The organism is Actibacterium sp. D185-2, from assembly GCF_054954595.1.
This window is the reverse complement of the sequence record NZ_JBPWNX010000010.1, coordinates 1-24,857: the sequence shown is the minus strand read 5'-3', so window position 1 is coordinate 24,857 and position 24,857 is coordinate 1. Positions and strand designations below refer to the sequence as shown.

Sequence of the window (24,857 nt, the reverse complement as noted above, 5' to 3'; positions counted from 1 at the left end):
CGCCTATTCCGGCTGGCAAATCTCGCCCCGGCGGATCGCCACGGCGGTGCGGTACAGCAGCGCGGCGATCACCACCACCAGCAGCGCCAGCACCCCGGTGCCGACCGCCTTATGCGCTGCAGATCCGGCCTTGTCGGCATAAAGGAAGCTGGCGATGCTCAGCGCCGCCAGCGGGAACGACAACGCCCAGAACGGCAGCGCGAAGGGCAGCCGCAGGATGCGCGGCGCCTGCGTGGCCACGATCAGCGCGAAGACATAGCCGGTGTTCAGCAGGATATGCGCAAAGGCGTCCACGCCGCCGGTCATTCGCACCCAGGCGATGAAGGCCACGGCGGGCGGCGCGATCAGGATCACCAGCGTCGGTTGCAGTCGCCCCGGCAGCGGATCGTGAAAGGTCAGCCGGTTGAACACCAGCGTCAGCAGCACGATCCAGAACACGATCCCGCCGGAAAAGAACAGCCAGCTCAACTCGGTATAGCCAAGCTGCACCCCGGCCACCGGCACGATCACATTGCCGACCGCCGGGATGAACCAGGCGGGCGACAGATGCACATGCTGAAAGCTGCGATGCCCGATCCAGCCGGACATGACCGACAGGGTCAGCACCCCCTGCAATGCGGCACCCGTGACCCACAGCCCCCGCGCCAGCATGGGCCAGTCGCCCAGCGTGGCGACCGACAGCAGCAGCAGCGAGATCGATACCGTGGGAAAGAATGCCAGCCGGATGGGATGGTGCCATTCGGCGATCACATGGTCCGGATGGCGCAGCAGCTTCAGGCCGTAAAGCGCCAGCAGTACCGCGAACAGCAGCGCCGAAACGGCCAGCACGCCATGCGACAGCGCGCCGCCCCGACCGAAGGCCTGCTCGGCCGCGTGCAGGGCCAGGGTCAGACCCATCATCCCCATGACGGTGGCGAAGAAGGAGATCGGGAAATGCGCCAGCCGGTTATGCGCCGTGCTGCCGGGAATGTCTGAACTGCTCATGAGAGTCTCCTAGAGATCAGAGCTTGTATCACCTTTGCCGCGCATCAGCGATTGCAGGGTATAGACCAGAATCGCGCAGCCGATCGCGCCCAGAACGGCAACGCCAAGGAAGACGATCACATCGATCGGTCCACCGATGTCGCTGATATGGGAATGGGTCATGACCATCACGAACCAGACCGCCGCCACCGCGCCGATGGGCATCGACAGTTGCGCAAGGAAAAATTTGCGCATCGACATCGACCGGTCGCGGATCAGCACATAGAAATAGGCCAGCGTGATGATCACGGCGGCGGCGACCATGCCCCAGAACAGCCAGAAGCCGAAGATCTCTTCGAACACCGCAATCAGGGTTTGAAACGTCAGGTCTTTCATTGTCCCGCTCTCCTCTCAGGCCTTGCCGCGCAGCATGGCGTTATAGGTGGCCTTCAGCGCCACCTCCTTCATCAGCCAGGAAATCCACAGCTCTTCCAGCGGCGCGATGATGCCGGGGAACGAGGGGGTCAGGTTGTTGTTATAGTCGAATTCGACCAGCATCGCCCGGCCGATGCGGGTGATCAGCGGGCAGGAGGTATAGCCGTTATACAGCTCGGTCCCGTCCTTGCCCTCGATCTGTGCCACAAGATGATCCTCGACCACCGGCACCTGCCACTTGACCGACGCCGCCGTCTTGCCCTTCGGCACACCGGCCACGTCGCCCACGGCGAAGATATTCGGATAACGGTTGTGGCGCAGGTTATACGGATCGACCTCGACCCAGCCCTGACCCACCCATTTGTCGGCCCAGGGCAGCGGCGAATTCAGCACCACATCGGGCGCGCGCATCGGCGGGATGACGTTGGTGAAATCATAGGGCATTTCGACATCGCCCTCGGGGGTGGCGAAGGTGGCGATCTTCTTGCCCGGATCGATTGCCTTCATCACATGGTTGTAGATCGTGTTGAAGCCGCGATCCTCGTACAGCATCCGCACCTTTTCATTCACGATCGGAACCGAGAACAGGCTGCCGCCATGCGCGGCATAGTTGATTTCCACCTTGCCGCGGGTGCCCTTTCTGCGGGCGTAATCATCGGTCAGGAAGGTGTATTTCAGCGGCGCGCCGGCGCATTTCATTTCCGTCGCCGGGCGGGTGAACAGGCCGATACCGCCCTCGTCGGTGAACCTGTCCATCAAGGCCCAGGTCTTGGCGGCATAGTCGGGCCCGGCATAGACCGAGCCGATCCCTTCGCGGCCGACCAGATCCAGCGACATGCCCTCGATCTGGTCGTAATCGAGCTTCAGCCCGGTCGCGACGACGAGGTAGTCATAGGCCACCTTCGTCCCCGAGGCGGTGGTCACCACCTTGGCGTCGGGGTCGATCTCGGCGGCGGCCTCTTCGACCCAGGTCACGCCGCGGGGCAACCAGCCGCCGGTGCCCGACACCGAATAATCGGCCGGTTTCAGGCCAGCGGCGATCAGGGTAAAGCCGGGCTGATAGAGGTGCTGCTTGCGTCCGTCGATGATGGTGATCGCGGCACCGTCCAGCCGGGTCACCAGGCGGTTGGCCAGCGCGGTACCTGCCGCCCCGGCCCCCAGGATCACGATCTTCGCCGAGGTCTTGACCTTGGCGGCGTGCGCTGCGGTTCCGGATGCGGCAAGGGCCAGGCCGCCCGCGGCCAGCCCCATGAAGGCGCGGCGGGACGTGGGAATGTCCGTGAGATGGGTCATGCGACTCCTCCTGAAAAGTATTCCATCGTGTGCATGTTTTTCGCGCCGTCAGCTTTGACCCAGGTCAAAACCCGCCTTGCGTGACGGGGGGCGCGATCGGGATGGATGCAGCCGGGGCGCGTCGTGACGCCCCGGCCATCCCCACGGCGGCGTGCCGCCTTAGTCTGTATCGGTGCTTTCCAGCGCCTTGTTGTCTTCGTTCAGTTCCAGCCACATCGCGTTCACGACGGCCAGAATTGCGGCCAGCGGAAGGCCGAGAATCCAGGCGAAATACCACATCTGCTCGCTCCTCTCAGTAAACGGAATCGCTGTTGGCGGTGACATCGTCCTCGGTCACCTTGCCCCACAGCACTTTGTAGACCCAGGCGGTGTAGACCAGGATCAGCGGCACGAAGATCGCCGCCGACACCAGCATCACGAACAGCGTCAGATGCGAGGACGAGCTGTCCCACACCGTCAGCGACGCGGCCGGCGCGATGCTGGAGGGCAGGATGAACGGGAACATGGTCAGGCCGACGCTGGCGATGATACCGACGATCGACAGACCCGACGCCAGCAGTGTGCCGACCTCGCGGCTCTTGGCGATCTGCCAATAGGCCAACAGCGCGCCGCCGATGCCCAGGGCCGGCGCGATCACGATCCAGGGCCGCGTCCCATAGGCCGCCAGCCACGATCCGCCCTTTGCAACCTCGCTCATCAACGGGTTCGACGGGCCGTCATGGACCACGGCGTCGGTGAAGGCATAGGCATCCACCCCCACCGCCAGCCACAGCCCGGCCAGGACATAAAGCGCGGCGGTTGCCAGCGCGGCGACCGAGCCGAAGCGCCGGGCGCGGGCCTGTACCGGGCCTTCGGTCTTCAGTGTCAGCCAAGCGCCGCCATGCATGATCAGCATCGCCACCGACACCAGCCCGGCCAACAGCGCGAACGGGTTGAGCAGGCCGAAAAAGCCGCCCTCGTAGGTGGTCATCAGATCGTCGGACAGGCGGAAGGGCACGCCTTGCAGCACATTGCCCATCGCCACGCCGAACACCAGCGCCGGAACGAAGCCGCCGACGAACAGCGCCCAGTCCCAGGTCGCGCGCCAGACCGGGCTTTCACGCTTGGAACGGTATTTGAAGCCCACCGGGCGCAGGATCAGCGCCGCCAGGATCAGGAACATCGCGATGTAGAAACCTGAAAAGCTGACCGCGTACAGCGGCGGCCAGGCGGCAAAGATCGCGCCGCCGCCCAGGATGAACCACACCTGGTTGCCTTCCCAGATCGGCCCGATCGTGTTGATCACGATCCGCCGTTCGGTATCGGTTTTCGCGACGAACGGCAGCAGCGTCCCCACGCCCAGATCGAACCCGTCGGTTACGGCAAAGCCGATCAGCAGGACGCCAAGCAGCAGCCACCAGATCACGCGCAGGACCTCGAAACTCATGAATTCATGCAGGATCATTGCTTTTACTCCGCAGGTTGGGCAGCGGTGCTGCCGCTTTTCAACTGGGTTTCATGCCGCGCCATCCAGGCGTCGGTTTCAGCGACGTCCATATAGGGGCCCTTGCGGATGTATTTCAGCATCAGCCCCATCTCGATGACGAACAGCACCGAATAGAACAGCGCGAACCCGGCCAGGGTGAAGGCCAGCTGCCCGGCGGACAGATGGCTGACCGACAATGCGGTGGGCAAAACGCCGTCCACCGTCCAGGGCTGGCGGCCGAATTCGGCCACGAACCAGCCCAGCTCGGCCGCGATCCACGGCGTCGGGATGATCACAACCCCCAGCCGCAGTGCCCAGCGCGGGAACCGCATGCCCCGGAACGAGGCCATGAAGAAGAAATAGGCCATCACCGCGATAAAGCTGAAGCCAAGCGCGACCATGATGCGGAACGCCCAGAACAGCGGGAACACGCCCGGCACGGTATCGTCGGCGGCCATGGCGATCTGCGCGTCGGTGGCCATGCGCGGATCGTCCACATAGCGTTTCAGCAGCATCGCAAAGCCCAGATCTTCGGAATGCGCTTCGAACCGGGCGGACATTTCTGGCGTCATATCGGGCCCGGCGGCGCGAATGTCCATCAGCGCGTCATAGGCGATGATACCGTTGCGGATACGGTCCTGTGCCTCGGCCACCAGATCGTTGATGCCGGGCATGACCGTGTTCAGCGAGCGGGTACCGATCAGCCCCATCACATAGGGAATGTGGATGGCATAGTGGGTTTCGCGCGCTTCGCGGTCGGGAATGCCCACCAGCGTGAACGAGGCCGGGGCCGGTTCGGTGTGCCACATCGCCTCGATCGAGGCGAGTTTCATCTTTTGCGTATGGGTCGCGGAATAGCCCGACTCGTCGCCCAGCACGACGACCGACAGGGCCGAGGCAAGGCCGAAACTGGCCGCCACCGCGATCGAGCGGCGGGCAAGCTCCACATGCCGCCCCTTCAGCAGATACCAGGCCGACACGCCCAGCACGAACACCGCAGCCGTCACATAGCCGGCGGACACGGTATGCACGAACTTGGCCTGCGCCACCTCGTTGAACATGACCTCGAAGAAGCTGGTCATCTCCATGCGCATCGACATCGGATTGAATTCGGCGCCGACCGGGTTCTGCATCCAGCCATTGGCGATCAGGATCCACAGCGCCGAAAAGTTGGAGCCAATGGCGACCAGCCATGTGACCATCAGGTGTCCCCGCTTGCTCAGCTTGTCCCAGCCGAAGAAGAACAGCCCGACGAACGTGGCCTCCAGGAAAAAGGCCATCAGCCCCTCGATCGCCAGCGGCGCGCCGAAGATGTCGCCCACGTAATGGCTGTAATAGCTCCAGTTCATCCCGAACTGGAATTCCATCGTGATGCCGGTGGCCACGCCCAGCACGAAGTTGATGCCGAACAGCGTGCCCCAGAATTTGGTCATCTGCCGCCAGATCGGGCGGCCGGTCATGACATAGACGGTCTCCATGATCGCCACGAGGATCGACAGACCCAGGGTGAGCGGAACAAAGAGGAAGTGATACATGGCTGTCGTGGCGAACTGTAGCCGCGACAACTCTACGATGCCGAGTTCCATGGTCGGATCTCCGATTGCGATTCCCTCAAACATGCATGGAAGATGCATATTATGGGTGTGGATAGCTGCTCGGGTAGGATAGTTGCCTTGACCTATGTCAAAATCATGAATTTCAGGCGTGGTTTCCACCAAGAGGCGCCAGGCGGTCCGCCCAATCCTGTTCGACCCGCCGGTGCGAGGCGGTCAGGATCGCGGTCTCGGGCAGCATCCGGCGAATGCCGCGCAGCACGGTCGCGGCGGTGGCATGGTCCAGCCCCTCGGTCGGTTCGTCCAGCAGCAACAGGCGGGGGCGGCGCAGCAGGGTGCGGGCCAGGGTCAGGCGGCGTTGCTCGCCCCCGGACAGTCCGGTGCCGTTTTCGCGCAGCGGGGCGTGCAGCCCGCCGCGCTGTTGGACGGTGCCCCACAGCGCGACGGCCTGAAGCACGGATTGGGCGTCGGTTTCGGTCAGATCCGGGTCGGCCAGCGCCAGCACATCCATGAAACTGGTGCCCAGGATGGCGCTGCGCTGGGGCAGAAATGCCACTTCGCGGCGCAAGGCGGGTTCGGGCAGGGTGGCGATCGGTTGGCCGAACAGGCTGATCTCGCCCGCGTCCGGCGCGATCAGCCCGGCGGTCAGCGCCAGAATAGTGCTCTTGCCGCCGCCGCTGGGACCGGTCAGCGCCACGGTTTCCCCGGCGGCCACGCTCAGGCTGAACCGCTCCAGCACCGGCTGCGCCGCGCCGGGATGGCGATATGTCACGCGATCCAGCGCCAGCGCCGGGGCCGTGCCGATCAGGGCGGCGGGATGCGGCAGGGGCGGGGACGGCACGGCGGTGGCGGGCAGCAGCCGGACCACGTTGCGCGCCGCAACCTGCATCCGGCCCAGATCGGCCAGCCCGCGCCGCAGCGGCCCGGTGGTTTCCGCCAGCGCCAGCGCCGCGAAGAACCCCAGCGCCGCCATCGCAGGCGCGATCGCCCCCGACTGGACCAGCGCCGCGCCCAGCCACAGCGCCCCGCCTGCGGCCACACTGGCAGTCAGCGACAGGATCACGCCGGCGCGTCGCTCGATTCGGTCGGTGCGGCGCAGATTGTCGCGCATCCGGTCTTCGGCGGCCCGCACCGCATCGGTCTGATCGGCCAGCCGCCCATAGACCACCAGATCGTCGCGGGCGCGCAGCAGGTCGATCAGCCGGATACGAAAAGCCTGCAGCGCGGTCTCGGCCCGGCGCGAGGGCGCCCTGGCCGCGCGCGCCACCCCGATCAGCGCCACCGAACTGCCCAGCGTAAAGCTGCCGGTAATCCACAGCGCCAGCTTGGGGTCGGTCAGCCAGGCCAGTATCAGCAGGCTGCCGCCCAGCACCAGAAGCGCCGACAGGGCCGGGATGAACAGCCGCAGCGCGACCCCGTCCAGCGCATTCACATCGGCCACCAGCCGGTTCAGCGTTTCCGCCCCGCGCAGCCGCGACAGGCGCGGATAGGGCAGGGCCAGCACACCGGTCAACAGACGCACCCGGATCGCCGCCAGGCTGCGCAACGTGGCGTCATGGGTCAGCACCCGTTCGCCGTAGCGCGCGGCGGTGCGGCCCAGCGCCAGCCCGCGAACCGAGGCGCTGGGCTGAAACAGGTTGAACGCGATGCCGATGCCGGCCAGCCCCGCGGCGCCCGCGGCGGTGATGAACCAGCCCGACAGGCCCAGCAGCGCGACCCCCGCCGCCAGCACCACGACGGCCAGCGCCGTGCCGCGCGCCAGCGACCAGCGCTGCCCGGCCCAGATCAGCCGCAGAATATGCAGCAGCGGTTTCATGCGCCCGCCCCCGGTGCCAGAACGATCTGGTGGTCCATGCGACCGGCCAGAACCGGGTCATGGGTGGCAACGATCAGCGCGCAGCCGTCATGCGCCAATGCCATCAGCCCGGCGGTGACCTGGGCGGCGGTTTCGGCGTCCAGATCGGCGGTGGGTTCATCGGCCAGCAGCAGGCCGGGGCGTGCCCGTGCCGCGCGGGCCAGGATCAGCCGCCGCGCCTCGCCGCCCGATACGCCGGTGCCGCTTTCGCCCAGCCGTGTGTTCAGCCCGCGCGGCAGGGTTGCCACCACATCCGCCGCCGCCGCCAGATCCAGCGCGGCGGTCAGCGGGCGCGGATCGTCGCCGCCCGCCAGCATCAGGTTGCGGCGCAGGCTGCCGGCGATGAAATGCGGGGTCTGCGGCATCCAGCCCAGCCCGGCACGCCAGGCATCGGCAGTGTCGGCGCTCAGTTCCGCATCCCCGATCAGGATACGGCCGGTATCGGCCAGGCCCAGCCCGGCCAGCAGTCGCAGCAGGCTGGTCTTGCCCACGCCGCTGGGGCCGGTGACGGCAAGAGTCTGACCCGGCGCCAGCGCAATATCGGGAAACCGGATCAGGCGGCCATCGGGCAGGCGCAGGCCCAGCCCTTCGGTGCGCAAGGTGCCGCGCAGCGCGGGCCGGGCCGGGGCGCCGTGGCCGGGAAAGGTGGTCTCGGCGGCCTCTTCCAGTGTCGCGAGGTCGCGGGCCACGGCGGTGGCGTCGGCCTTGTCATGCCAGGCGGCGGCCAGATCGCGCAGCGGCTGGAAATAATCGGGCGCCAGCAACAGCAGAAAGATGCCTTCGGCCGGGGTCAGCGGCGTGGCATAGGCGCCGAAACCCAGTTCGCCCAGCAGCGACAGGCCGACATAGACCGCCACCATCGCCACGCCGATCGCCGCGAACAGCTCCAGCACCGTCGAGGACAGAAAGGCGATGCGCAGCACCTCCATTGTGCGGGCGCGCAGCCGGTCGGCGGCGCTATGGAACTGCGCGGTGGTGCGGGCGCCCGCATCCAGCAGCCGGATATCCACCAGCGCCGACAGCCGTTCCAGCAGCAGAACGTTCATATCCGACAGCTCGTCCATCTGCCGCTCGCTGGCGTCCTGCGCGGCCATGCCGACCAGCGCCATGAACAGCGGGATCAGCGGCCCGGCGACCAACAGAACCAGCGCCACCGCCCAGGACAGCCAGGCCGATACCGCCAGAATGATCAGCGGCAGCACCATCACCTTGATCCGCGCCGGGGCGTAGCGGGTCAGGTAAGGTGTCATCGCCGACAGCTTTTCGGCCGCCAGCGTGGCGATCTGCGCCGCCGGCGCGCGCGCCGGATCCTGAGCGCTGCGGCGGCTTTCGCGGGCGATCAGCCGGGCGCGCTCGGCCCGCAGCACGGTATCGGCGGCATCAAACGCCAGATGCCCGGCCAGACTGTCGAGGGCGGCCCGCAGGGCGCCGACAGCGATGAACCCCAGCGCGAACAGGGCCACCGGCCCGCGCGTCTTGTCGGGTTCCAGCAGCCCGGCGATCACCAGCGCCACCGCCGCCGCCTGTACCAGCCACAACAGGCCCGACGCCGTGCCCGCCAACCCGGCCCGCGCCATGGCCGGGCGGGCGGGGGCGACCATCGCCCGCAGGCGTACAGCGCCCGGATTCGGTGGGGTGGGGGTGGTGTTCAAGCCTGCGTTCCAAAACCTGTGGATCAGATATGCGTTTAAAGCATCACGTTTCCATCTTGTCTGATCTCGATCAAGTTACAGCGTATTGTATTGCTATATTACAGATGGGCCAATTCGGGCCGTACCGCAGGCTGGGGACATTATCATGCGACTGACGACACGCACCAACATCGCCATGCGCGCGTTGATGTATTGTGCCGTGAATGCCGGGCGGATCGTCCGCAAGTCCGATATCGCGGGGGCCTGCAACACCTCTGAAAACCATATGGCGCAGGTGATCAACACGCTCAGCCATTACGGGCTGGTGAAAACGACACGCGGGCGCCATGGCGGTGTGATGCTTGATAAGGACCCGGCGCAGATCTCGGTTGGCATCGTGTTCCGGATGCTGGAATCGGGCGTGCCTTTCGCCGAATGCTTTGCGGAGGAGGCGAACACCTGCCCGATCGCCGATTGCTGCAAGCTGCGCGGCGCGTTGTCGGGGGCGTTGGCCGAGTTCTACAAGGCGCTCGACAAGGTTACCCTGGCCGATCTGGTCAAGGATAACGTGCCGCTTGAAGAGGCGCTGATCCTGCGCTGATCCTATGCCGGCGCGCGCTTGGCCTTCTCATCGCGCCGATGCCGCAGTAAGACAGAACCATACGGTGACGAGGCGGGGGTGAGCGGCATGGAACTTACGCAAAATACCGGTGCGTCCGGGCCGGATCGGCCCGATGCGTTTTTGCGTGCGCTTTACGGGCGCGCGGTGGCCGCCGCCGATCCGATGCTGTGTGTGCCCGCCGCCCTGCCGCCCCGCCCCGAAGGCCGGGTTCTGGTGATCGGTGCGGGCAAGGCGTCGGCGCGGATGGCCGAAGCGGTCGAAAGCGCCTGGGGCCCGGTCGCGGGGCTGATCATCACCCGCTACGGCTATGCCCGGCCCACGCAATCCATCGAAATCATAGAGGCCGCGCATCCGGTGCCCGACGCGGCCGGGCGCGACGCCACCGCGCGGATGCTGGAAATGCTGCGCGGACTGGGGCCGGAGGATTTCGTTCTGGCGCTGATTTCGGGCGGCGGCTCTGCGCTGCTGGTGCAGCCTGCGGGCGCGATCACGCTGGAAGAAAAGCAGCAGGTGAATGCGGCGCTGCTGGCCTCGGGCGCGCCGATTTCGGCGATGAACACGGTGCGCAAGCATCTGAGCCGGGTCAAGGGCGGGCAACTGGCGGCGGCAGCCTGGCCCGCGCGGATGCTGGCGCTGATGATTTCCGATGTGCCGGGCGACGATCCGGCCTTCATCGCCTCTGGCCCCACCGTGGGCGACGCGACCATGCCCGCCGATGCGACGGCGATCCTGGATCACTGGCGGATCGAGGTGCCGCAATCGGTGCGCGACGTGCTGACCGGACCGACCGGCGTTCTGCCGCCCGGTGCGCCCGAGCTGTTGAAGGTCGAAAACCGCATTATTGCCGCCCCGGCGCAGTCCCTGGCGGCTGCGCAACAGATGGCCGAGGCCGCAGGCTGTCGGGTCGTGCTGCTGGGCGACGCGCTGGAAGGTGAGGCGCGCGCGCTGGGTGCCAGCCAGGCCGAACAGGCGTTACGGATCGCCGACGGCATGAAACCGGGCGATGCGCCGGTGCTGCTGCTGTCGGGGGGCGAATGCACGGTGACGCGGCGGGGCGACGGGATCGGCGGCCCGAATGCCGAATTCTGCCTGTCGCTGGCGGTGGCGCTGAACGGCGCACCGGGCATTCACGCGATTGCCTGCGACACTGACGGCGTCGATGGCGGGGCCGAAGTGGCGGGCGCGGTGGTCACCCCCGACACGCTGGCGCGGGCGGCGGCGCTGGGGCTGGATGCGCGGGCCGAACTGGCGCGCAACCACAGCCACGGTTTTTTCGAAAAATTGGGCGATCAGGTGGTCCCCGGTCCGACGCTGACCAATGTCAACGATTTCCGGGCCATCCTGATCGCCCCCGCGAGTGGCGGCTCTTAATCCGTCATTACCTGTCCGGTATGCGGATGTTTCCCCAGGATGATCATGCCCAGCAGGTCGTCATCGGTGACGTCCTTGATGTTGACGATGCCGACCAGCTTGCCGTTCTTCATGACGGCGGCGCGGTCGCACAGGTTCATCACCTGATGCACGTCATGGTCGATCAGGAAAATTCCCAGCCCTTCGGCCTTCAGCTGATGGATCAGATCGGCGACCATCTGTGTTTCATGCGGGCCAAGGGCGGCGGTGGGCTCGTCCATGATCAGAATTTTCGCGTTGAAATACACCGCCCGCGCGATCGCCACCGATTGCCGCTGACCGCCCGAAAGCGACGACACCGGCGCCGAGAAGTTTTTGAAATTGGGGTTCAGCCGCGCCATGATCCTGCGCGTCTCGGCCTCCATTGCGTCGTCATCCAGAAAGCCCGCGCCGGTGACCAGTTCGCGGCCCAGAAACAGGTTCGCGGCGGCGTCCAGGTTATCGGCCAGCGCCAGCGTCTGATAGATCGTCTCGATGTTATAGCGCCGTGCGTCGCGCGGGGTCTTGATGACCGCCCTTTCGCCGTTGATCAGGATGTCGCCGCTATCGGCCTGATAGGCGCCCGACAGCATCTTGATCAGGGTGGACTTGCCGGCGCCGTTATGGCCCAGCAGGCCCACGACCTCGCCCGGTTGCAGATCCAGGGTGACGTCGTTCACCGCGTGGTTGCCGCCGAAGGCGATGTGCATGTTGCGCATTTCAACAAGGGGGGGCTGCTGTGTCATGTCCTTGCTCCTGCTCAGTTGCCGGTCCGGCGGCGATAGATGATGTCGATCCAGACGGCGAAGACCAGAACCACGCCGACGACGATGGATTGCAGCGGCGCGTCGACCCCGACCATGGCCATGCCCGATTGCAGCGACTGCATGATCAGCGCGCCCAGTACCGCGCCATAGATCGTGCCGACCCCGCCCGACAGCGCGGTGCCCCCGATCACGGCGGCGGCGATCACCCGCAGCTCGTCCAGCGTGCCCAGGTCATTGGCCGCCGATCCCAGCCGGGCCGAGGCGATCACCGCCCCCAGCGCGACCAGCGCGCCCATGATGGCAAAGACCTTGACGGTCAGGAATTTGGTGTCGATCCCCGACAGCTCGGCCGCATCCGGGTTGCCGCCGGTGGCGAAGATATAGCGCCCCAGACGGGTGCGTTTGGCGACAACGGTCATGGCCAGCGTCACCGCCAGCACCATCAGCACCGAGATCGGCAGCCCATAGCCCAGCACCAGCCCTTCGGGCATCACCTCGCCCCGCGCTTCGAACAGGCGCTCGACCCGGCGGGTGGGCACCTCATAGGCATTCAGAACCGCGACGAAGGTGCAGATCACGCCGACATAGATCAGCGCCAGAACGATTTCGGCCCAAAGCGGTTTGGCATGGAAGCCGTGTGCCAGCTTGCGCTGGCGCGACTGGAACACCAGAAACACCGCGGCAAGGCTGGTCAGCACGGCCACGACCCAGCTCCAGGTGATGCCCAGCGTGCCGCCGGCACCGCCCAGTATCTTGAATGTCTCGTCCAGCGGGGCGACGGTCTGGCCCTGGGTCACCCACCACGCGGCGCCGCGCCAGGCCATCAGCCCGCCCAGCGTCACGATGAAGGCGGGGATCGTCAGATAGCCCACCAGCCAACCCTGAAACGCACCGATCGCCGCGCCCATCACAAGGCCCGCGAACACGGTGATGGCCCAGATCATCGGATGACCGAAGCCCAGGAGTTCCGGCAGAATCTTGGCCTGGATCACGCCCATCGCCATACCGATGAAGCCCAGCAGGGCGCCGACCGACAGATCGATGTGGCGGGTAACGATGACAAACACCATGCCGGTCGCCATCACCGCGACCGAGGCGGTCTGTACCGTCAGGTTGAAGATATTGCGCGGGGTGACATAAAGCCCGCCCGTGACCACGTCGAACACCGCCCAGATCACCGCCAGCGCCGCGATCATGCCGATCAGCCTGAGGTCGATTTCCAGTGTCGACAGGATGGATTTCAGCTGACGCATCGCCACGCCTCTCGTTTTTTTGTTTGTTGGGTCATGGGAAAGATGTGCCGCCGCCCCGGGATGACCTGGGCGGCGGCGACCGGCCTTAGTCGCAGACCGCCACGGCACCCGAAGGCACGCCCTGGCACAGCACGTCCTTGCCGATCCAGCCGGCATCGACCACAAGGTTCAGATTGTCGCGCGAAACCGGCACCGGCGCCAGAAACCTGGCGTTCATCGCGGTGCCCGCGGGCGAGGTCCAGGATACGGTCCCGTCCACATCGCCCATTGCGGTGCCCGCGGCCATCGCCACGGCGATTTCGGCGGCGTTCCGGCCCAGTTCGCGGCTGTCCTTCCAGACCGACACGGTTTGCGTGCCCTGCGCGATGCGGTTCAGCGCGGCATGGTCGCCGTCCTGACCGGAAACCGGGATCCCTTCCATGCCCTGCGCCGTCAGCGCGGCCACGGCGCCCCCGGCGGTGCCGTCATTGGAGGCCACGACCGCATCGACGTTGTTGTCGTTGCTGGTCAGGATCTGTTCCATGTTGCGTTGGGCGTTGGCGGGCAGCCAGGCGTCGGTATAGGCCTCGCCGACGATGGTAATGTCGCCCGCGTCGATCGCGGCTTGGAGCACTTCCTGTTGGCCCCCGCGCAGGAAATCCGCGTTCGGATCGGTGGGCGACCCCTTGATCATCACGTAATTGCCCTTGGGCTGCGCGGCCAGCACCGCGCGGGCCTGCATCCGGCCCACTTCGACATTGTCGAAGGTCAGGTAATAGGCGCGGGAATCCTCGATCAGGCGGTCATAGGCGACGACAGGGATACCTTCGTCGGTGGCGGCGTCCATCGCCGGACCCACGGCCGAGGCGTCCTGCGCCAGGATGATCAGCGCATCGGCGCCGCGCGCGATCAGGCTTTCGATATCGGAAAGCTGCTTGGCCGAAGAGCTTTGCGCATCGGCCGAGATGTATTCGGCGCCGGCGGCATCAAGGGCGGCCTTGATCGCGGCTTCGTCGGTTTTCCAGCGTTCTTCCTGGAAATTGGACCAACTGACGCCAACGATCAGATCAGCCGCAACGGCGGCCGTGGATGTGGCAAAACTCAACGCAACCGCAGCTGCGGCGGTGATTTTCTTCATGATTTCCTCCCTTTATCGTCACTCCCCGGACTGCAGAGCGGATTCGGGAAGATTAATGGTGACGATAACATGTAATAATTTTAAGGTCTAATTTATTAAGGCGGTTATGCCAGAATATTTGGCATTGTGTAAATGATACTGCCATATTTCACGATTATTTTGCCAATTTGATTTTTTTGATGAAATATTGTTTCTTGCGTATAAACGCCGGATCGACGGGAGGGTTACATGGTAACGGATCAAAGGGATGCGGGGCGCAGGCTGGTATTTTCGGCCATTCGCAAGGCCGGGCGTATTGCCCGGGTCGATCTGGCGCGCGGGACCGGGATCAGCCCTGCCACCGTGACCTCGATCACCGCGGAACTGATCCGGCAAGGCTTGATCGAGGAAACCGGCCCCAGCCTGGATGTCGATCTGCGCCGGGGGCGGCCACGCGTCGATCTCAAGGTGCGCGGCGCCGCGCGGATCGTGGCCGGCATGAAATTGTCGCACAGCGCGATCACGGTGGCGCTGATCGATTTCGAGGGCGGCCAGATCGGCGAAAGCAAGCTGGCGCTCGACCGCAGCCGCCACAGCGCGGCCGCGCTGGTCCCGTTGTTCCGCCGCGCGCTGGAAATGGCGGTAGAGGGCGCGCAGCTGGCGCTGAACGATCTGTCCGGGGTCGGCATCGGCGTTGCGGGCACGGTGGATGCGGAACAGGGGGTGATCTATTGGTCGCCCGCGATGTCGGACCGCAACGTCCCCCTGCGCGACATGATGACCGCTGATCTGGGCCTGCCGGTCTTTGTCGACAATGACGCCAATCTGGTGGCGATGGCCGAGCTTTATTTCGGCTACGGGCGCGGGGTAAGCGATTTCATCGTGCTGACCATCGAAAGCGGTGTGGGCATGGGGATCGTCATCAACAATGACATCTACCGCGGCGCGCGCGGCTGCGGGGCCGAGTTCGGCCATACCAAGGTGCAACTCGACGGGGCGCTGTGCCGCTGTGGCCAGCGTGGCTGCCTGGAGGCCTATGTCGCCGATTACGCCCTGCTGCGCGAGGCTGCCACGACAACCAGTTTTGCCGATCTGCGGACGTCGCAGCAGCAGCTTCAGGCATTGGTCGACGCCGCGCGGGCGGGGGACGAGACCGCGCAATCGATCTTTGAGCGGGCCGGGCGGATGTTCGCGATGGGGCTGGCCAATATCGTCAATATTTTCGACCCGCAGCTGATCATCCTGTCGGGTGAGCGGATGCAGTTCGACTATCTCTATGCCGAGCAGGTGCTGGAAAGTATCCGCAAATCCATTGTGCAGATCGACATGCCCGCGCCCGAGGTGCGGATCCACAAATGGGGCGATCTGATGTGGGCCAAGGGGGCCGCGGCCTATGCCATCGACGGCGTGGCCGAGATCGCGTTGCAGGGCATTGCGGGCAATGCGGCCTGAACTGGCGCTTCTGGTCCTGGCCCTGGCGGGCGCGGCCCATGCCGATCCGGCGTTTCTGGATCGGGCCGCCGCGCTGGGGCTGGATCATCGCTATACCGGCGGGTGGGAGCATTTCGTGGGCGGCGGTGTCGCCGCGTTCGACTGCGACGGCGATCTGCTGCCCGAGCTTTACGCCGCGGGCGGCAGCGCCCCCGCCGCCCTGTTGCGCAACCGGACGGCGCCGCGCGGGGCCACGCTGGATTTCACCGCCGACACCCCCGATGCGCTGGCCCTGACCGGGGTGATCGGGGCCTATCCGCTGGATGTCGACAGCGACGGCCGGCTAGATCTGTTCGTGCTGCGGGTCGGGGAAAGCCGGCTGCTGAAGGGCGGGCCGGACTGTGCCTTTGCCCCGTTCCCCGACGATCTGGGGTTCACCACGGAAAATCGTTGGAGCACGGCCTTTTCCGCCACATGGGAGGCGGGGCAGACCCTGCCGACGCTGGCCATCGGCAACTATGTCGACCGCGACAACCCCGAGGGACCGTTCGGCACCTGCGATGTAAACCTGCTCTACCGTCCCGACGGGGCACGCTATGGCCCGCCTGTGACGCTGGCGCCGGGCTATTGCGCGCTGTCGATGCTGTTTTCCGATTGGGGCCGGACCGGGCACGCCGATCTGCGTGTCAGCAACGACCGGCATTACTATATCCGCGGCGGGCAGGAACAGATGTGGGCGATGGCGTCCGCCCCGCGCCTGTATGATGCGGGCGATGGCTGGCAACGCTACATGCTGTGGGGCATGGGCATCGCCAGCCGCGATATCAACGGCGATGGGCTGCCCGAGGTTTATCTCAGCTCGATGGGCGATCAGAAATTGCAGATGCTGGCGCCGGGCGCCACCGGGCCGGATTATCGCGATGCAACCTATGCGCGGGGCACCACCGCGCACAGGCCCTATATCGGCGATGACGGGCGTCCCTCGACCGGGTGGCATGTGGCCTTCGGCGATACCGGCAATGACGGGCGCGATGATATTTTCATCGCCAAGGGCAATGTCGAACAAATGCCCGGCAGCGCGATGAAGGATCCCAACAACCTGCTGCTGCAACAGCCTGATGGCCGGTTTGCCGAGGCGGGCGCGGAGGCGGGCATTGCCAGCATGGCGCGCAGCCGGGGCGCGGCGCTGGTCGATATGAATCTTGACGGGTTGCTGGATCTGGCCGTGGTCAACCGCCGCGCCCCGATGGAGGTGTACCAGAACGTGACCGAAGGCGCGGGCCATTGGCTGCAGATCGCGCTGCACCAGCCCGCGCCGAATGTGAACGCGGTCGGGGCCTGGATCGAGGTCGACACCGGCGGCGCGGTTCAGGCGCGCGAGGTTACCGTGGGCGGCGGCCATGCCAGCGGCGCGGCCGGATTTCAGCATTTCGGGTTGGGCGCGGTGCGACAGGTCCGGCTGCGGGTAATCTGGCCGGACGGGGTGGCCAGCGATTGGGTGCAGATCGTGGCGGACCAGATCGCGACCGTCACCCGCAACGGGGCCGCGCTGATCGTGGCAGGGCACTAGCGATCCACCGGCAGGCCGCTGGGCACCGTATCGGGCACGCCCAGCCGCCCGTCTTCTGTGCTGATCGGGTCGGTCAGGGCCGCCAGAAAGGCCAGCAGCTGCGCGATCTCGGCCTCTGACAGCTCTTGCGGCGGCAGTTCATTGGCGCGGGCGATGGCGTCCAGTTCCCGCGCGTCGGACAGAACCGGAAAATCCATCGCATCCTCGATCGCAACAAGCACTGCCTGCGCCGGGTCATAGGCGATCAGCGCCGCCACCGGGTTCAGATGATGGCGCAGCACAGCCCCAAGCGTGGCATAGGCGCCGTCATGACCGTAAGGCGCGGTCAGGGTCACGTTGCGCAGGCTGGGGGTGCGGAACCGATAGGCATCCGCGTCCCGCCCGGTCACGCGCATCCGCCCGGTATCGCGCACGGTTGTCTCGAACCGCTCGCCCTTGCCGGGGCCGATCTGCGGCATGGCAATGGCGTGAAAGGCATGATCGGTCTGAAATCGGCCCGAATGGCAGGCCGAACACCGCGCCTTGCCATAGAACAGCGCCATTCCGGCCTGCGCGTTTTGCGGCAAGGTGGCGGTGCCGCGCAGGTGGCGGTCGAACGGGCTGTCATCGGCGCGCCACTCGAACGCGATGAACGCGGCGATGGCATTGGCGATGTCGGTGAACAGGATCGGTCGGTCCGTGCCCAGCACGGTGTCGAAGCCCTGGCGATAGGCCGGGATCGCGGCCACCCGCGCGGCGATCCTGTCCCACGCGCCGCCCGGTTGCGCCAGCAGGCCAAGGCGCACGGATTTCGAGATGTCGTTCTCGGCGTAATGCCCGGCCATTTCATCGGGCGACAGCACCGGAAACATCGCCTGGGCCGACAGCGCGTTGTCGAACCCGGCGACCATGTCATCCTCCAGCGGGCTGCGGATGCCTGTGGCGCGGGTGGGGTCGTCTTCCAGTCGTCCGTCGTGGAAAAAGCGGGTGAATTCGGCGGCGCCGAGGTTGAACAGTGCGGGGGCGTTCCGGGGGATGCGCTGTTCTGGCAGGTTGGCGGGGTCGGGCCGCCGGTCTGGGCCAAGGCCGTGGCCGCCATCGCCCATGCCCAGCGACAGCCCGTCCGAGGTGCCGAACCGCGGATGGTGGCAGGTGGCGCAGGCGACGCTGCGGTTGCCCGACAGGATCGGATCATAGAACAGCAGCCGCCCCAGCGTGACTTGCGCCATGTCGGGCATGGGGAAGACCGGTTCGGCACGCGGCAGGGCGGGGCCATCCGCCAGCGCGGGGGCTGCGGCCAGCAGGGTCAGAACTGCGCCGATCAGCGCGGGTTTCATCCGGTGTCCTTTCCCGGTGCGATTTCGACCGTCAGCCGTTGGCGATAAGGGCGGTCGGGTGTGCAGATGATCGGCGGAAACCGCGGCTGGTTCAAGCTGTCGGGGAAATGCTGCGGCTCCAGACACAGGCCATGGAACCGGTCATAGACCCGCCTGTCATGGCCGCCCGGTGTGCGGGTCAGGTGCATGGCGTTGTAAAGCTGCATCCCCGGCTGATCGGTCCATAGCCGCAGGCGCATGTTTGCGCAAGTGAGTGTGGCTGCGGGGCCGCCGGGGGCGGCCAGAACAAGGTTCACATCGCTGCCCAGATGCCCCGGATCGGCGTCCCCCAGCAGGCGGGGGGCGTTGAAACCATAGCGTGTGCCGGTCACAGGCGCGACCGCGCCGGTGGGGATGCCCTGTGCATCGGTTGGTGTAAACCCGGTGGCGGGCAGGTGCAGCCGGTGATCCCAGACCGGCCCGCCGCCCGCCAGATTGTAATAGCTGTGCTGCGCCAGATTGATCGGGGTGGGGCGGTCAGGCCGCCCGTCCATCGCATAGCTCAGGCGATGCCCCGACAGGCGGACGGTGACGCTGAAATCCACCGCGCCGGGATAGCCTTCCTCGCCATCGGGGGCGCGGTAGGTCAGGCGCACGGCGTTCGCACCGTCGCCCTCCATCGCCCAGTTGCGCGCGCCCAGGCCGCGCGTGCCGCCATGCAGGTGGTTGGCGCCCTCATTCTTGCTCAAGCGTACGGGCCGACCATTCAGGGTGAACCGACCATGGGCCGTGCGGTTCGCCACACGCCCCGCGATCACCCCGAAATAGGTGGGGTTGTGCAGATAGGCCGCCGGGTCGGCATAGCCCAGCACCACCGGCACATTGCCGGCGCGCCAATCTTGGGTGATGCAGCCAAGGCTGAGCAGCGTGACGGCGACATCGCCCTCCACAAGCCGCGCCTGATGCACCGCGCGCCCGTCGATCCGCCCCAGTTGCGGCAGCGCGCGGATCATCGATCAGACGAAGCGGTTGACGAGGTTCTCAAGATATTCCTGTTTCCCTGAACGAGGTTCAGGATTCACTTCGTCCGCTTCCACATAGGCTGCGATATGCTCCAGCCCATACTCGCCTGCCAGCATCTTCTGTGGCTCGGTCCCTTGCCAGCCGGCATAGCGGTCCTCGACGAAGGCCGGCAGGGTGCCGTCCCCGATCATCGCGGCGGCGGCCTTCAGCCCGCGCGCGCAGACATCCATTCCGCCGATATGGGCGATCAGCAAATCCTGCGGGTCCAGCGATTGGCGCCGCAGCTTGGCGTCGAAATTGGTGCCGCCGGTGGCAAACCCGCCGCCTTGCAGGATGTGGTAATAGGCCAGCGCGGCCTCGGGGACGTTATTGGGGAACTGATCGGTGTCCCAGCCGGACTGATAGTCGTTCCGGTTCATGTCGATCGAGCCGAAAATCCCCAGCGCCCGGGCCAGCGCGATTTCATGCTCGAAGCTGTGACCGGCCAGAATGGCGTGGCCCTGCTCGATATTCACTTTCACCTCCTGTTCCAGCCCGTGGCGTTTGAGAAAGCCGTAAACCGTAGCCACGTCATAATCATACTGATGCTTGGTGGGTTCCTGGGGTTTGGGCTCGATCAGGATCGGGCCGTCCAGACCGATCTTGTGCTTGTACTCCACCACCATGTTCAGGAACCGGCCCAGCTGGGCATCCTCGCGCCCCAGGTCGGTGTTGAGCAGCGTTTCATAGCCCTCGCGCCCGCCCCACATCACGTAATTTTCGCCGTTCAGCCGTTTGGTGGCATCCATGCAGGTCTTGACCGTGGCGGCGGCAAAGGCGAACACGTCCGGGTCGGGGTTGGTGGCCGCGCCAGCCATATAGCGGCGGTGCGAAAACAGGTTGGCGGTGCCCCACAGCAGCTTGACGCCGGTGGCCTCCATCTTGGCTGCGAAGTAATCGGTGATCTCTTCCAGATTGCGGGTGTTTTCGGCAAAGCTGTCGCCCTCGGGGCGGGCATCCGCGTCATGGAAACAGAAATAGGGCACCCCCAGCGTGGTGAACATGTCGAACGCCACGTCGGCCTTCTGTCTGGCCTGCGCCATCGTGTCGGCGGGGAACCAGGGCCGCTCGAACGTCTGGCCACCGAACGGGTCGTTGCCCGGCCAGACGAAATTGTGCCAGTAGCAGACGGCAAAGCGCAGGTGATCCTCCAGCCGCTTGCCCAGCACCACCTCGTCGGGGTTGTAGTGCCGAAAGGCCAGCGGATTGGTGCTGTCCGCCCCTTCGAAGGGGATGCGCGCGATGTCGTTGAAGAAGCCGGTGCTCATTGGATTACCTTCATTGCGGGATAGAATTGCCGGAAGGCGGCATAGCCTTCGGCGTAGGGTTGGGTCAGATCGTGGCGCGGCTGCACCGTGCGGGCGATCGGCGGCGGCGTCATCACCTCGGCCGGGGCGCCGCCGGTGACGCCGATCATGGCCAGCCGCGCCGCGCCAAGGGCCGCGCCGAAATCGCCCTGCTCGGGCAGGTCGATGGGCATGTCGAACAGCGTCGCCAGCAGCTCGACCCAATAGGGGGACCGCGCGCCGCCGCCGATGGCCAGCAGGCGGCTCAGCCGCGTGCCGGTGGATTTCAGCGCCTCAAGGCTGTCGCGCAGCCCATAGGCCACCCCCTCCATCACCGCCCGGGTCAGGGCGGCGCGATCGCTGGCGATGTCCAGCCCGGCAAAGGCGCCACGGATCGTGCTGTCATTATGCGGTGTCCGTTCGCCCGACAGATAGGGCAGAAAGCGCACCGTGCCCGGCCCGGCGATGCGCGTGCCCACCTCGGCCGACAGGGCGGCGGCGGGCTGGCCGGTCAGGCGCGACAGCCAATTCAGGCTGTCGGTGGCGGCCAGCATCACGCCCATCTGATACCAGGTGTCCGGGATTGCGTGGCAGAACGTGTGCACGGCGGTTTCGGGGGCCGGGGCGAAGCGATTCTTCGCCGCCAGCAGCACACCCGACGTGCCGAGCGAGACAAACCCCTGACCCTCATTCAGCGTCCCCGCGCCGCAGGCCGCGGCCGCGTTGTCGCCACCGCCGCCGACCACGATCACGCCTTTCGGCACGCCCCAGGCCGTGGCCAGATCGGCGCGCAACTGCCCCGTGGGCGCGCAGCCTTCGACCAGATCGGGCATCTGGGCCCGGGTCATGCCGCCCGCCGCCAGCAGGTCGTCGGACCAGTCCCGCGCGCCCACGTCCAGCCAGGCGGTGCCCGCGGCATCGGACATGTCGGTGGCATGGGTGCCGGTCAGCCAGAGCCGCAGGTAATCCTTCGGCAGCAGCACTTTCGCGGTGGCGGCGAAGATCGCGGGCTCATGCGCCTTCACCCACAGCAGCTTCGGCGCGGTGAAACCGGGAAAGACGATATTGCCGGAAATTTCACGGATGCCGGGGGTGGCATCCAGCAGCGCGGCCTCGGCGTGCGCGCGGGTGTCGTTCCACAGGATGCAGGGCCGCAGCACGCGGTCATCGGCACCCAGCAGGGTCGCGCCGTGCATCTGGCCCGACAGGCCGATCCCGCGCAGCGCGCCCAAGGCGTCCGGGTGGTCGCGGCGCAGGGCTGTCAGGGCGGTTTCGCTGGCGCGGATCCAGTCCTGCGGGTCCTGCTCGCTCCAGCCCGGATGGGGGTGGGCGACGGGATAGGCCGCCTCGGCCGATGCGACGATTGCGCCGTTCGCGGCCATCAGGCTGGCGCGCAAACCGGACGTTCCCAGATCAAGACCGAGAAACATGATACCTCCCCTGTAGTGAAAGCAGCTTGCCAGTTATAAATTTATTTGTCAAAATAAATTGGCGCGGTATTGGTGGGTGATCTAGATTTCCGCCCGCATTCACGCCTCAATTCCGGCTTTAATTTCGAAAAAATAAATTAACGTGGGGTCTTGGGATCGCCAAAGCCCAAAACTTTTATTAAACTGCAAATAATATGTGCATTATCCGGGTGACCGCGGCCCGGCCCGGCCCGGCGCCCTGGCCGCCGGTGAAACAACGGGCGTTAATTGCTTGTCTCCACGAGGATTTTTCGAAAGTCTGGGCTAAATTCTGCAAAGCAACGAGTCATGACCCACACCCCACCGACCCTCAGCGTCAAGCTGGCCGATCTGATCGGCCGCATCTATCCCGAATTCGACCGCGATATCCTGACCTCGCAGGTGATAGAGGCCTTCTGGCCCGAAGGCGCCAGCCGCCGCAAACGCGCCCGGATGCCGGGAAACCGGCTGTGGTCGTCGCGCGACGCGATGGTGATCACCTATGGCAACTCGCTGGTCGACGGCGTGCACAAGCCGCTTGATTTGCTGAACGATTTCCTGAACCGCTATCTGAAGGGCAGCGTCAACTCGGTGCATATCCTGCCGTTCTTTCCGTTCACGTCGGATGACGGGTTCGCGGTGACCGATTACCGGGCGGTCAACAGCCATCTGGGCGACTGGGCCGATATCCGGCGGATCGCGGACGAATTTACGCTGATGTCGGATCTGGTGCTGAACCATGTGTCCAGCCAGGGCACCTGGTTCAACGAATACCGCCAGGGCCACGCGCCCTATGACAAGTTCTTTTTCGAGGCATCGCCCGACGACGATCTGTCGTCGGTGGTCCGCCCGCGCACCAGCCCCTTGCTGCGCGAGGTAGAAACCGCCAACGGCACCAAGCATGTCTGGTGCACCTTCAGCCACGATCAGGTGGATGTCGATTTCCGCAACCCCGAGGTGCTGCTGGAATTCCTGCGCATCATGCGGCTGCATATCGAGCACGGGGTGCGGATCATCCGGCTGGATGCGGTGGCCTTTATCTGGAAGGAAATCGGCACCTCCTGCATCCACCTGCCGCAAACCCATGCCATCGTCCAACTGATGCGCGTGCTGTGCGATTTCGCGGTCGAGCCGCTGATCCTGTTGACCGAAACCAACGTGCCCAACGTGGAAAACCTGTCCTATCTCGGCAACCGTAACGAGGCGCACGCGATCTACAACTTCTCGCTGCCGCCCCTGTTGCTGCACGCGCTGCTGAGCGGCACGGCCGAGCATCTGAAACGCTGGCAGGTGTCGATGCCGCCGGCCCAGCTGGGCTGCGCCTATCTCAACTTCACCGCCAGCCATGACGGGATCGGGATGCGCCCGGCCGAGGGAATCCTGCCGCCCGAGGACACCGCGAAAGTGATCAACGCGGTCAAATCCTTCGGCGGGCGGGTCTCGATGCGGGCGTTGTCGGGCGGGGGCGAGTCGCCCTATGAGCTGAACATCACCTATTTCGACGCGATGAAGGGCACGTTCGAGGGCGAGGATGAATGGCAGGTCGAGCGGTTCCTGTGCAGCCAGACCATCGCCATGGCGCTGGAAGGGATCCCGGCCTTCTATATCCATTCGCTTCTGGCCACGCCGAACGATCACGAAGGCGTCGAAAAGACCGGCATCGCCCGCGCGATCAACCGGCACCGCTGGGATTACCCGCGCCTGCGCGAAGTGCTGGCCAATGACACCAGCATCCATTCGCGGGTGCTGCGCGGGCTGAAGCGCCGGGTGGAAATCCGCTGCCGGCAGCCGGGCTTTCACCCCAACGCCACGCAGTTCACGCTGCATATGGATGACCGCATCTTCGGCACCTGGCGTCAGAGCCTGGACCGCGACCAGTCGATCTTTGCGCTGCATAATGTCAGCAAGGACGAATTGTCGGTCTCGCCATTCTCGATCAACCTGATCGGCGGCGAACAGTGGGTGGATCTGCTGAGCGGCGAGACGATCTCGGCCTCGGGCACGGATATCCCGCTGCGCCCCTATCAATGCCGCTGGATCACCAACCGCGTCGTGGGCGGGGTGGGGGATGCGGTTTAGGAGGAGGGGGGCCGGTTTGAGTCCCGAGTGAATATCAGCCGGAGCTTTTTGCCCATTGAGTGAAAACGGCGTCTCGGTCTCGTCGGCTGCGACATCGCCACTTCTGAATGTCGCTTGTGCTTTCGAATGCTTCTGAAATGTAGCTGCGAAATCTTGACCTATTCTTGAAGCTACGAAGAGCAAATCGGTATTGTTGAATTGGCCAATCGACATTTCCGGTAGGGAGTTCTGGTCGTGTCTTTCGAGACTGTGTGAAATTTTGTGCCCTGACGCGCTTTCTTACGCCATGGGGAAGCGGTCTTCGAACATGATGGCAAGTTGACTTCTGACAGCGTGCCATTCGCGCACGGCGCGCTTCCACTCG

20 protein-coding genes are annotated in these 24,857 nt (G+C 65.5%); 5 read left to right on the top strand and 15 right to left on the bottom strand.

The genetic code is table 11. From position 1 onward, the window contains the following. Positions 1–3: 3 nt before the first annotated feature. The 8 genes from ACSR1C_RS14780 to cydD form a co-directional block, all read right to left on the bottom strand. The gene (locus tag ACSR1C_RS14780) at positions 4–984 is read right to left on the bottom strand and encodes an SLAC1 anion channel family protein (RefSeq protein WP_460260150.1); all 981 of its coding nucleotides are present in this window, start codon (positions 982–984) and stop codon (positions 4–6) included. A 9-nt stretch (positions 985–993) separates the two neighbouring features. After that, positions 994–1,359 carry a DUF5368 domain-containing protein gene (locus tag ACSR1C_RS14775; RefSeq protein WP_460260149.1) on the bottom strand — a complete coding sequence of 122 codons (366 nt, stop codon included), beginning with the start codon at positions 1,357–1,359 and terminating at the stop codon, positions 994–996. A gap of 15 nt (positions 1,360–1,374) precedes the next feature. Beyond that, on the bottom strand, positions 1,375–2,691 hold the full coding sequence (locus ACSR1C_RS14770; protein WP_460260148.1) for an NAD(P)/FAD-dependent oxidoreductase: 1,317 nt from the start codon (positions 2,689–2,691) through the stop codon (positions 1,375–1,377). A 159-nt stretch (positions 2,692–2,850) separates the two neighbouring features. Next, positions 2,851–2,970: a cytochrome bd-I oxidase subunit CydX gene (cydX, locus tag ACSR1C_RS14765; protein WP_460260147.1), complete on the bottom strand. Its 120-nt coding sequence runs from the start codon at positions 2,968–2,970 to the stop codon at positions 2,851–2,853. Positions 2,971–2,983: 13 nt separating this feature from the next. Beyond that, positions 2,984–4,135: a cytochrome d ubiquinol oxidase subunit II gene (gene cydB, locus ACSR1C_RS14760; protein WP_460260146.1), complete on the bottom strand. Its 1,152-nt coding sequence runs from the start codon at positions 4,133–4,135 to the stop codon at positions 2,984–2,986. A gap of 5 nt (positions 4,136–4,140) precedes the next feature. Further along, positions 4,141–5,742: a cytochrome ubiquinol oxidase subunit I gene (locus tag ACSR1C_RS14755; RefSeq protein ID WP_460260145.1), complete on the bottom strand. Its 1,602-nt coding sequence runs from the start codon at positions 5,740–5,742 to the stop codon at positions 4,141–4,143. Between the two features lie 112 nt (positions 5,743–5,854). Then, positions 5,855–7,525, bottom strand: a complete 1,671-nt coding sequence (locus tag ACSR1C_RS14750; protein WP_460260144.1) for an amino acid ABC transporter ATP-binding/permease protein — start codon at positions 7,523–7,525, stop codon at positions 5,855–5,857. Further along, the gene (gene cydD / locus ACSR1C_RS14745) at positions 7,522–9,216 is read right to left on the bottom strand and encodes a thiol reductant ABC exporter subunit CydD (RefSeq protein WP_460260143.1); all 1,695 of its coding nucleotides are present in this window, start codon (positions 9,214–9,216) and stop codon (positions 7,522–7,524) included. The genes ACSR1C_RS14750 and cydD overlap by 4 nt, the downstream gene beginning before the upstream one ends. Positions 9,217–9,361: 145 nt before the next feature. Here cydD and ACSR1C_RS14740 point away from each other — a divergent pair, with 145 nt between their 5' ends. Together ACSR1C_RS14740 and ACSR1C_RS14735 are read left to right on the top strand one after the other, a co-directional pair. Continuing rightward, on the top strand, positions 9,362–9,796 hold the full coding sequence (locus ACSR1C_RS14740) for an RrF2 family transcriptional regulator (RefSeq protein ID WP_460260142.1): 435 nt from the start codon (positions 9,362–9,364) through the stop codon (positions 9,794–9,796). A gap of 87 nt (positions 9,797–9,883) precedes the next feature. Continuing rightward, complete coding sequence (locus ACSR1C_RS14735) at positions 9,884–11,188, top strand: glycerate kinase type-2 family protein (RefSeq protein ID WP_460260141.1); 1,305 nt, start codon at positions 9,884–9,886, stop codon at positions 11,186–11,188. Here ACSR1C_RS14735 and ACSR1C_RS14730 read toward each other — a convergent pair. From ACSR1C_RS14730 to xylF, 3 genes are all read right to left on the bottom strand, one after another. Continuing rightward, a complete protein-coding gene (locus ACSR1C_RS14730) occupies positions 11,185–11,952 on the bottom strand; it encodes an ATP-binding cassette domain-containing protein (RefSeq protein ID WP_460260140.1) in 768 nt (255 codons plus the stop codon). The genes ACSR1C_RS14735 and ACSR1C_RS14730 overlap by 4 nt on opposite strands. A 14-nt stretch (positions 11,953–11,966) precedes the next feature. Then, a complete protein-coding gene (locus ACSR1C_RS14725) occupies positions 11,967–13,226 on the bottom strand; it encodes a sugar ABC transporter permease (protein ID WP_460260139.1) in 1,260 nt (419 codons plus the stop codon). Positions 13,227–13,311: 85 nt separating this feature from the next. Then, on the bottom strand, positions 13,312–14,343 hold the full coding sequence (xylF, locus tag ACSR1C_RS14720) for a D-xylose ABC transporter substrate-binding protein (protein ID WP_460260138.1): 1,032 nt from the start codon (positions 14,341–14,343) through the stop codon (positions 13,312–13,314). A gap of 228 nt (positions 14,344–14,571) precedes the next feature. On the opposite strand from xylF, the gene ACSR1C_RS14715 reads away from it, so the two are divergent. After that, positions 14,572–15,774, top strand: coding sequence for an ROK family protein (locus ACSR1C_RS14715; protein WP_460260137.1), 1,203 nt, complete (start codon positions 14,572–14,574; stop codon positions 15,772–15,774). Continuing rightward, positions 15,764–17,323, top strand: a complete 1,560-nt coding sequence (locus ACSR1C_RS14710; protein WP_460260136.1) for an ASPIC/UnbV domain-containing protein — start codon at positions 15,764–15,766, stop codon at positions 17,321–17,323. Before ACSR1C_RS14715 ends, ACSR1C_RS14710 begins: the two co-directional genes overlap by 11 nt. On the opposite strand, the gene ACSR1C_RS14705 is transcribed toward ACSR1C_RS14710, so the two are convergent. From ACSR1C_RS14705 to xylB, 4 genes are read right to left on the bottom strand one after another with little or no spacing between them, the layout of a single operon-like run. Then, a complete protein-coding gene (locus ACSR1C_RS14705; RefSeq protein ID WP_460260135.1) occupies positions 17,320–18,639 on the bottom strand; it encodes a cytochrome-c peroxidase in 1,320 nt (439 codons plus the stop codon). The two genes, ACSR1C_RS14710 and ACSR1C_RS14705, sit on opposite strands and share 4 nt — an antisense overlap. Continuing rightward, a complete protein-coding gene (locus ACSR1C_RS14700; protein WP_460260134.1) occupies positions 18,636–19,631 on the bottom strand; it encodes an aldose epimerase family protein in 996 nt (331 codons plus the stop codon). Before ACSR1C_RS14700 ends, ACSR1C_RS14705 begins: the two co-directional genes overlap by 4 nt. 3 nt (positions 19,632–19,634) lie before the next feature. Beyond that, entirely contained in the window at positions 19,635–20,948 is a 1,314-nt protein-coding gene (xylA, locus tag ACSR1C_RS14695; RefSeq protein WP_460260133.1) for a xylose isomerase, read from the bottom strand. Continuing rightward, positions 20,945–22,396 (bottom strand): xylulokinase, encoded by a 1,452-nt coding sequence (xylB, locus tag ACSR1C_RS14690; protein ID WP_460260132.1) that lies wholly within the window; start codon positions 22,394–22,396, stop codon positions 20,945–20,947. The genes xylA and xylB overlap by 4 nt, the downstream gene beginning before the upstream one ends. Before the next feature lie 327 nt (positions 22,397–22,723). On the opposite strand from xylB, the gene ACSR1C_RS14685 reads away from it, so the two are divergent. Beyond that, positions 22,724–24,493 (top strand): sugar phosphorylase, encoded by a 1,770-nt coding sequence (locus ACSR1C_RS14685; RefSeq protein WP_460260131.1) that lies wholly within the window; start codon positions 22,724–22,726, stop codon positions 24,491–24,493. Positions 24,494–24,857 lie beyond the last annotated feature (364 nt).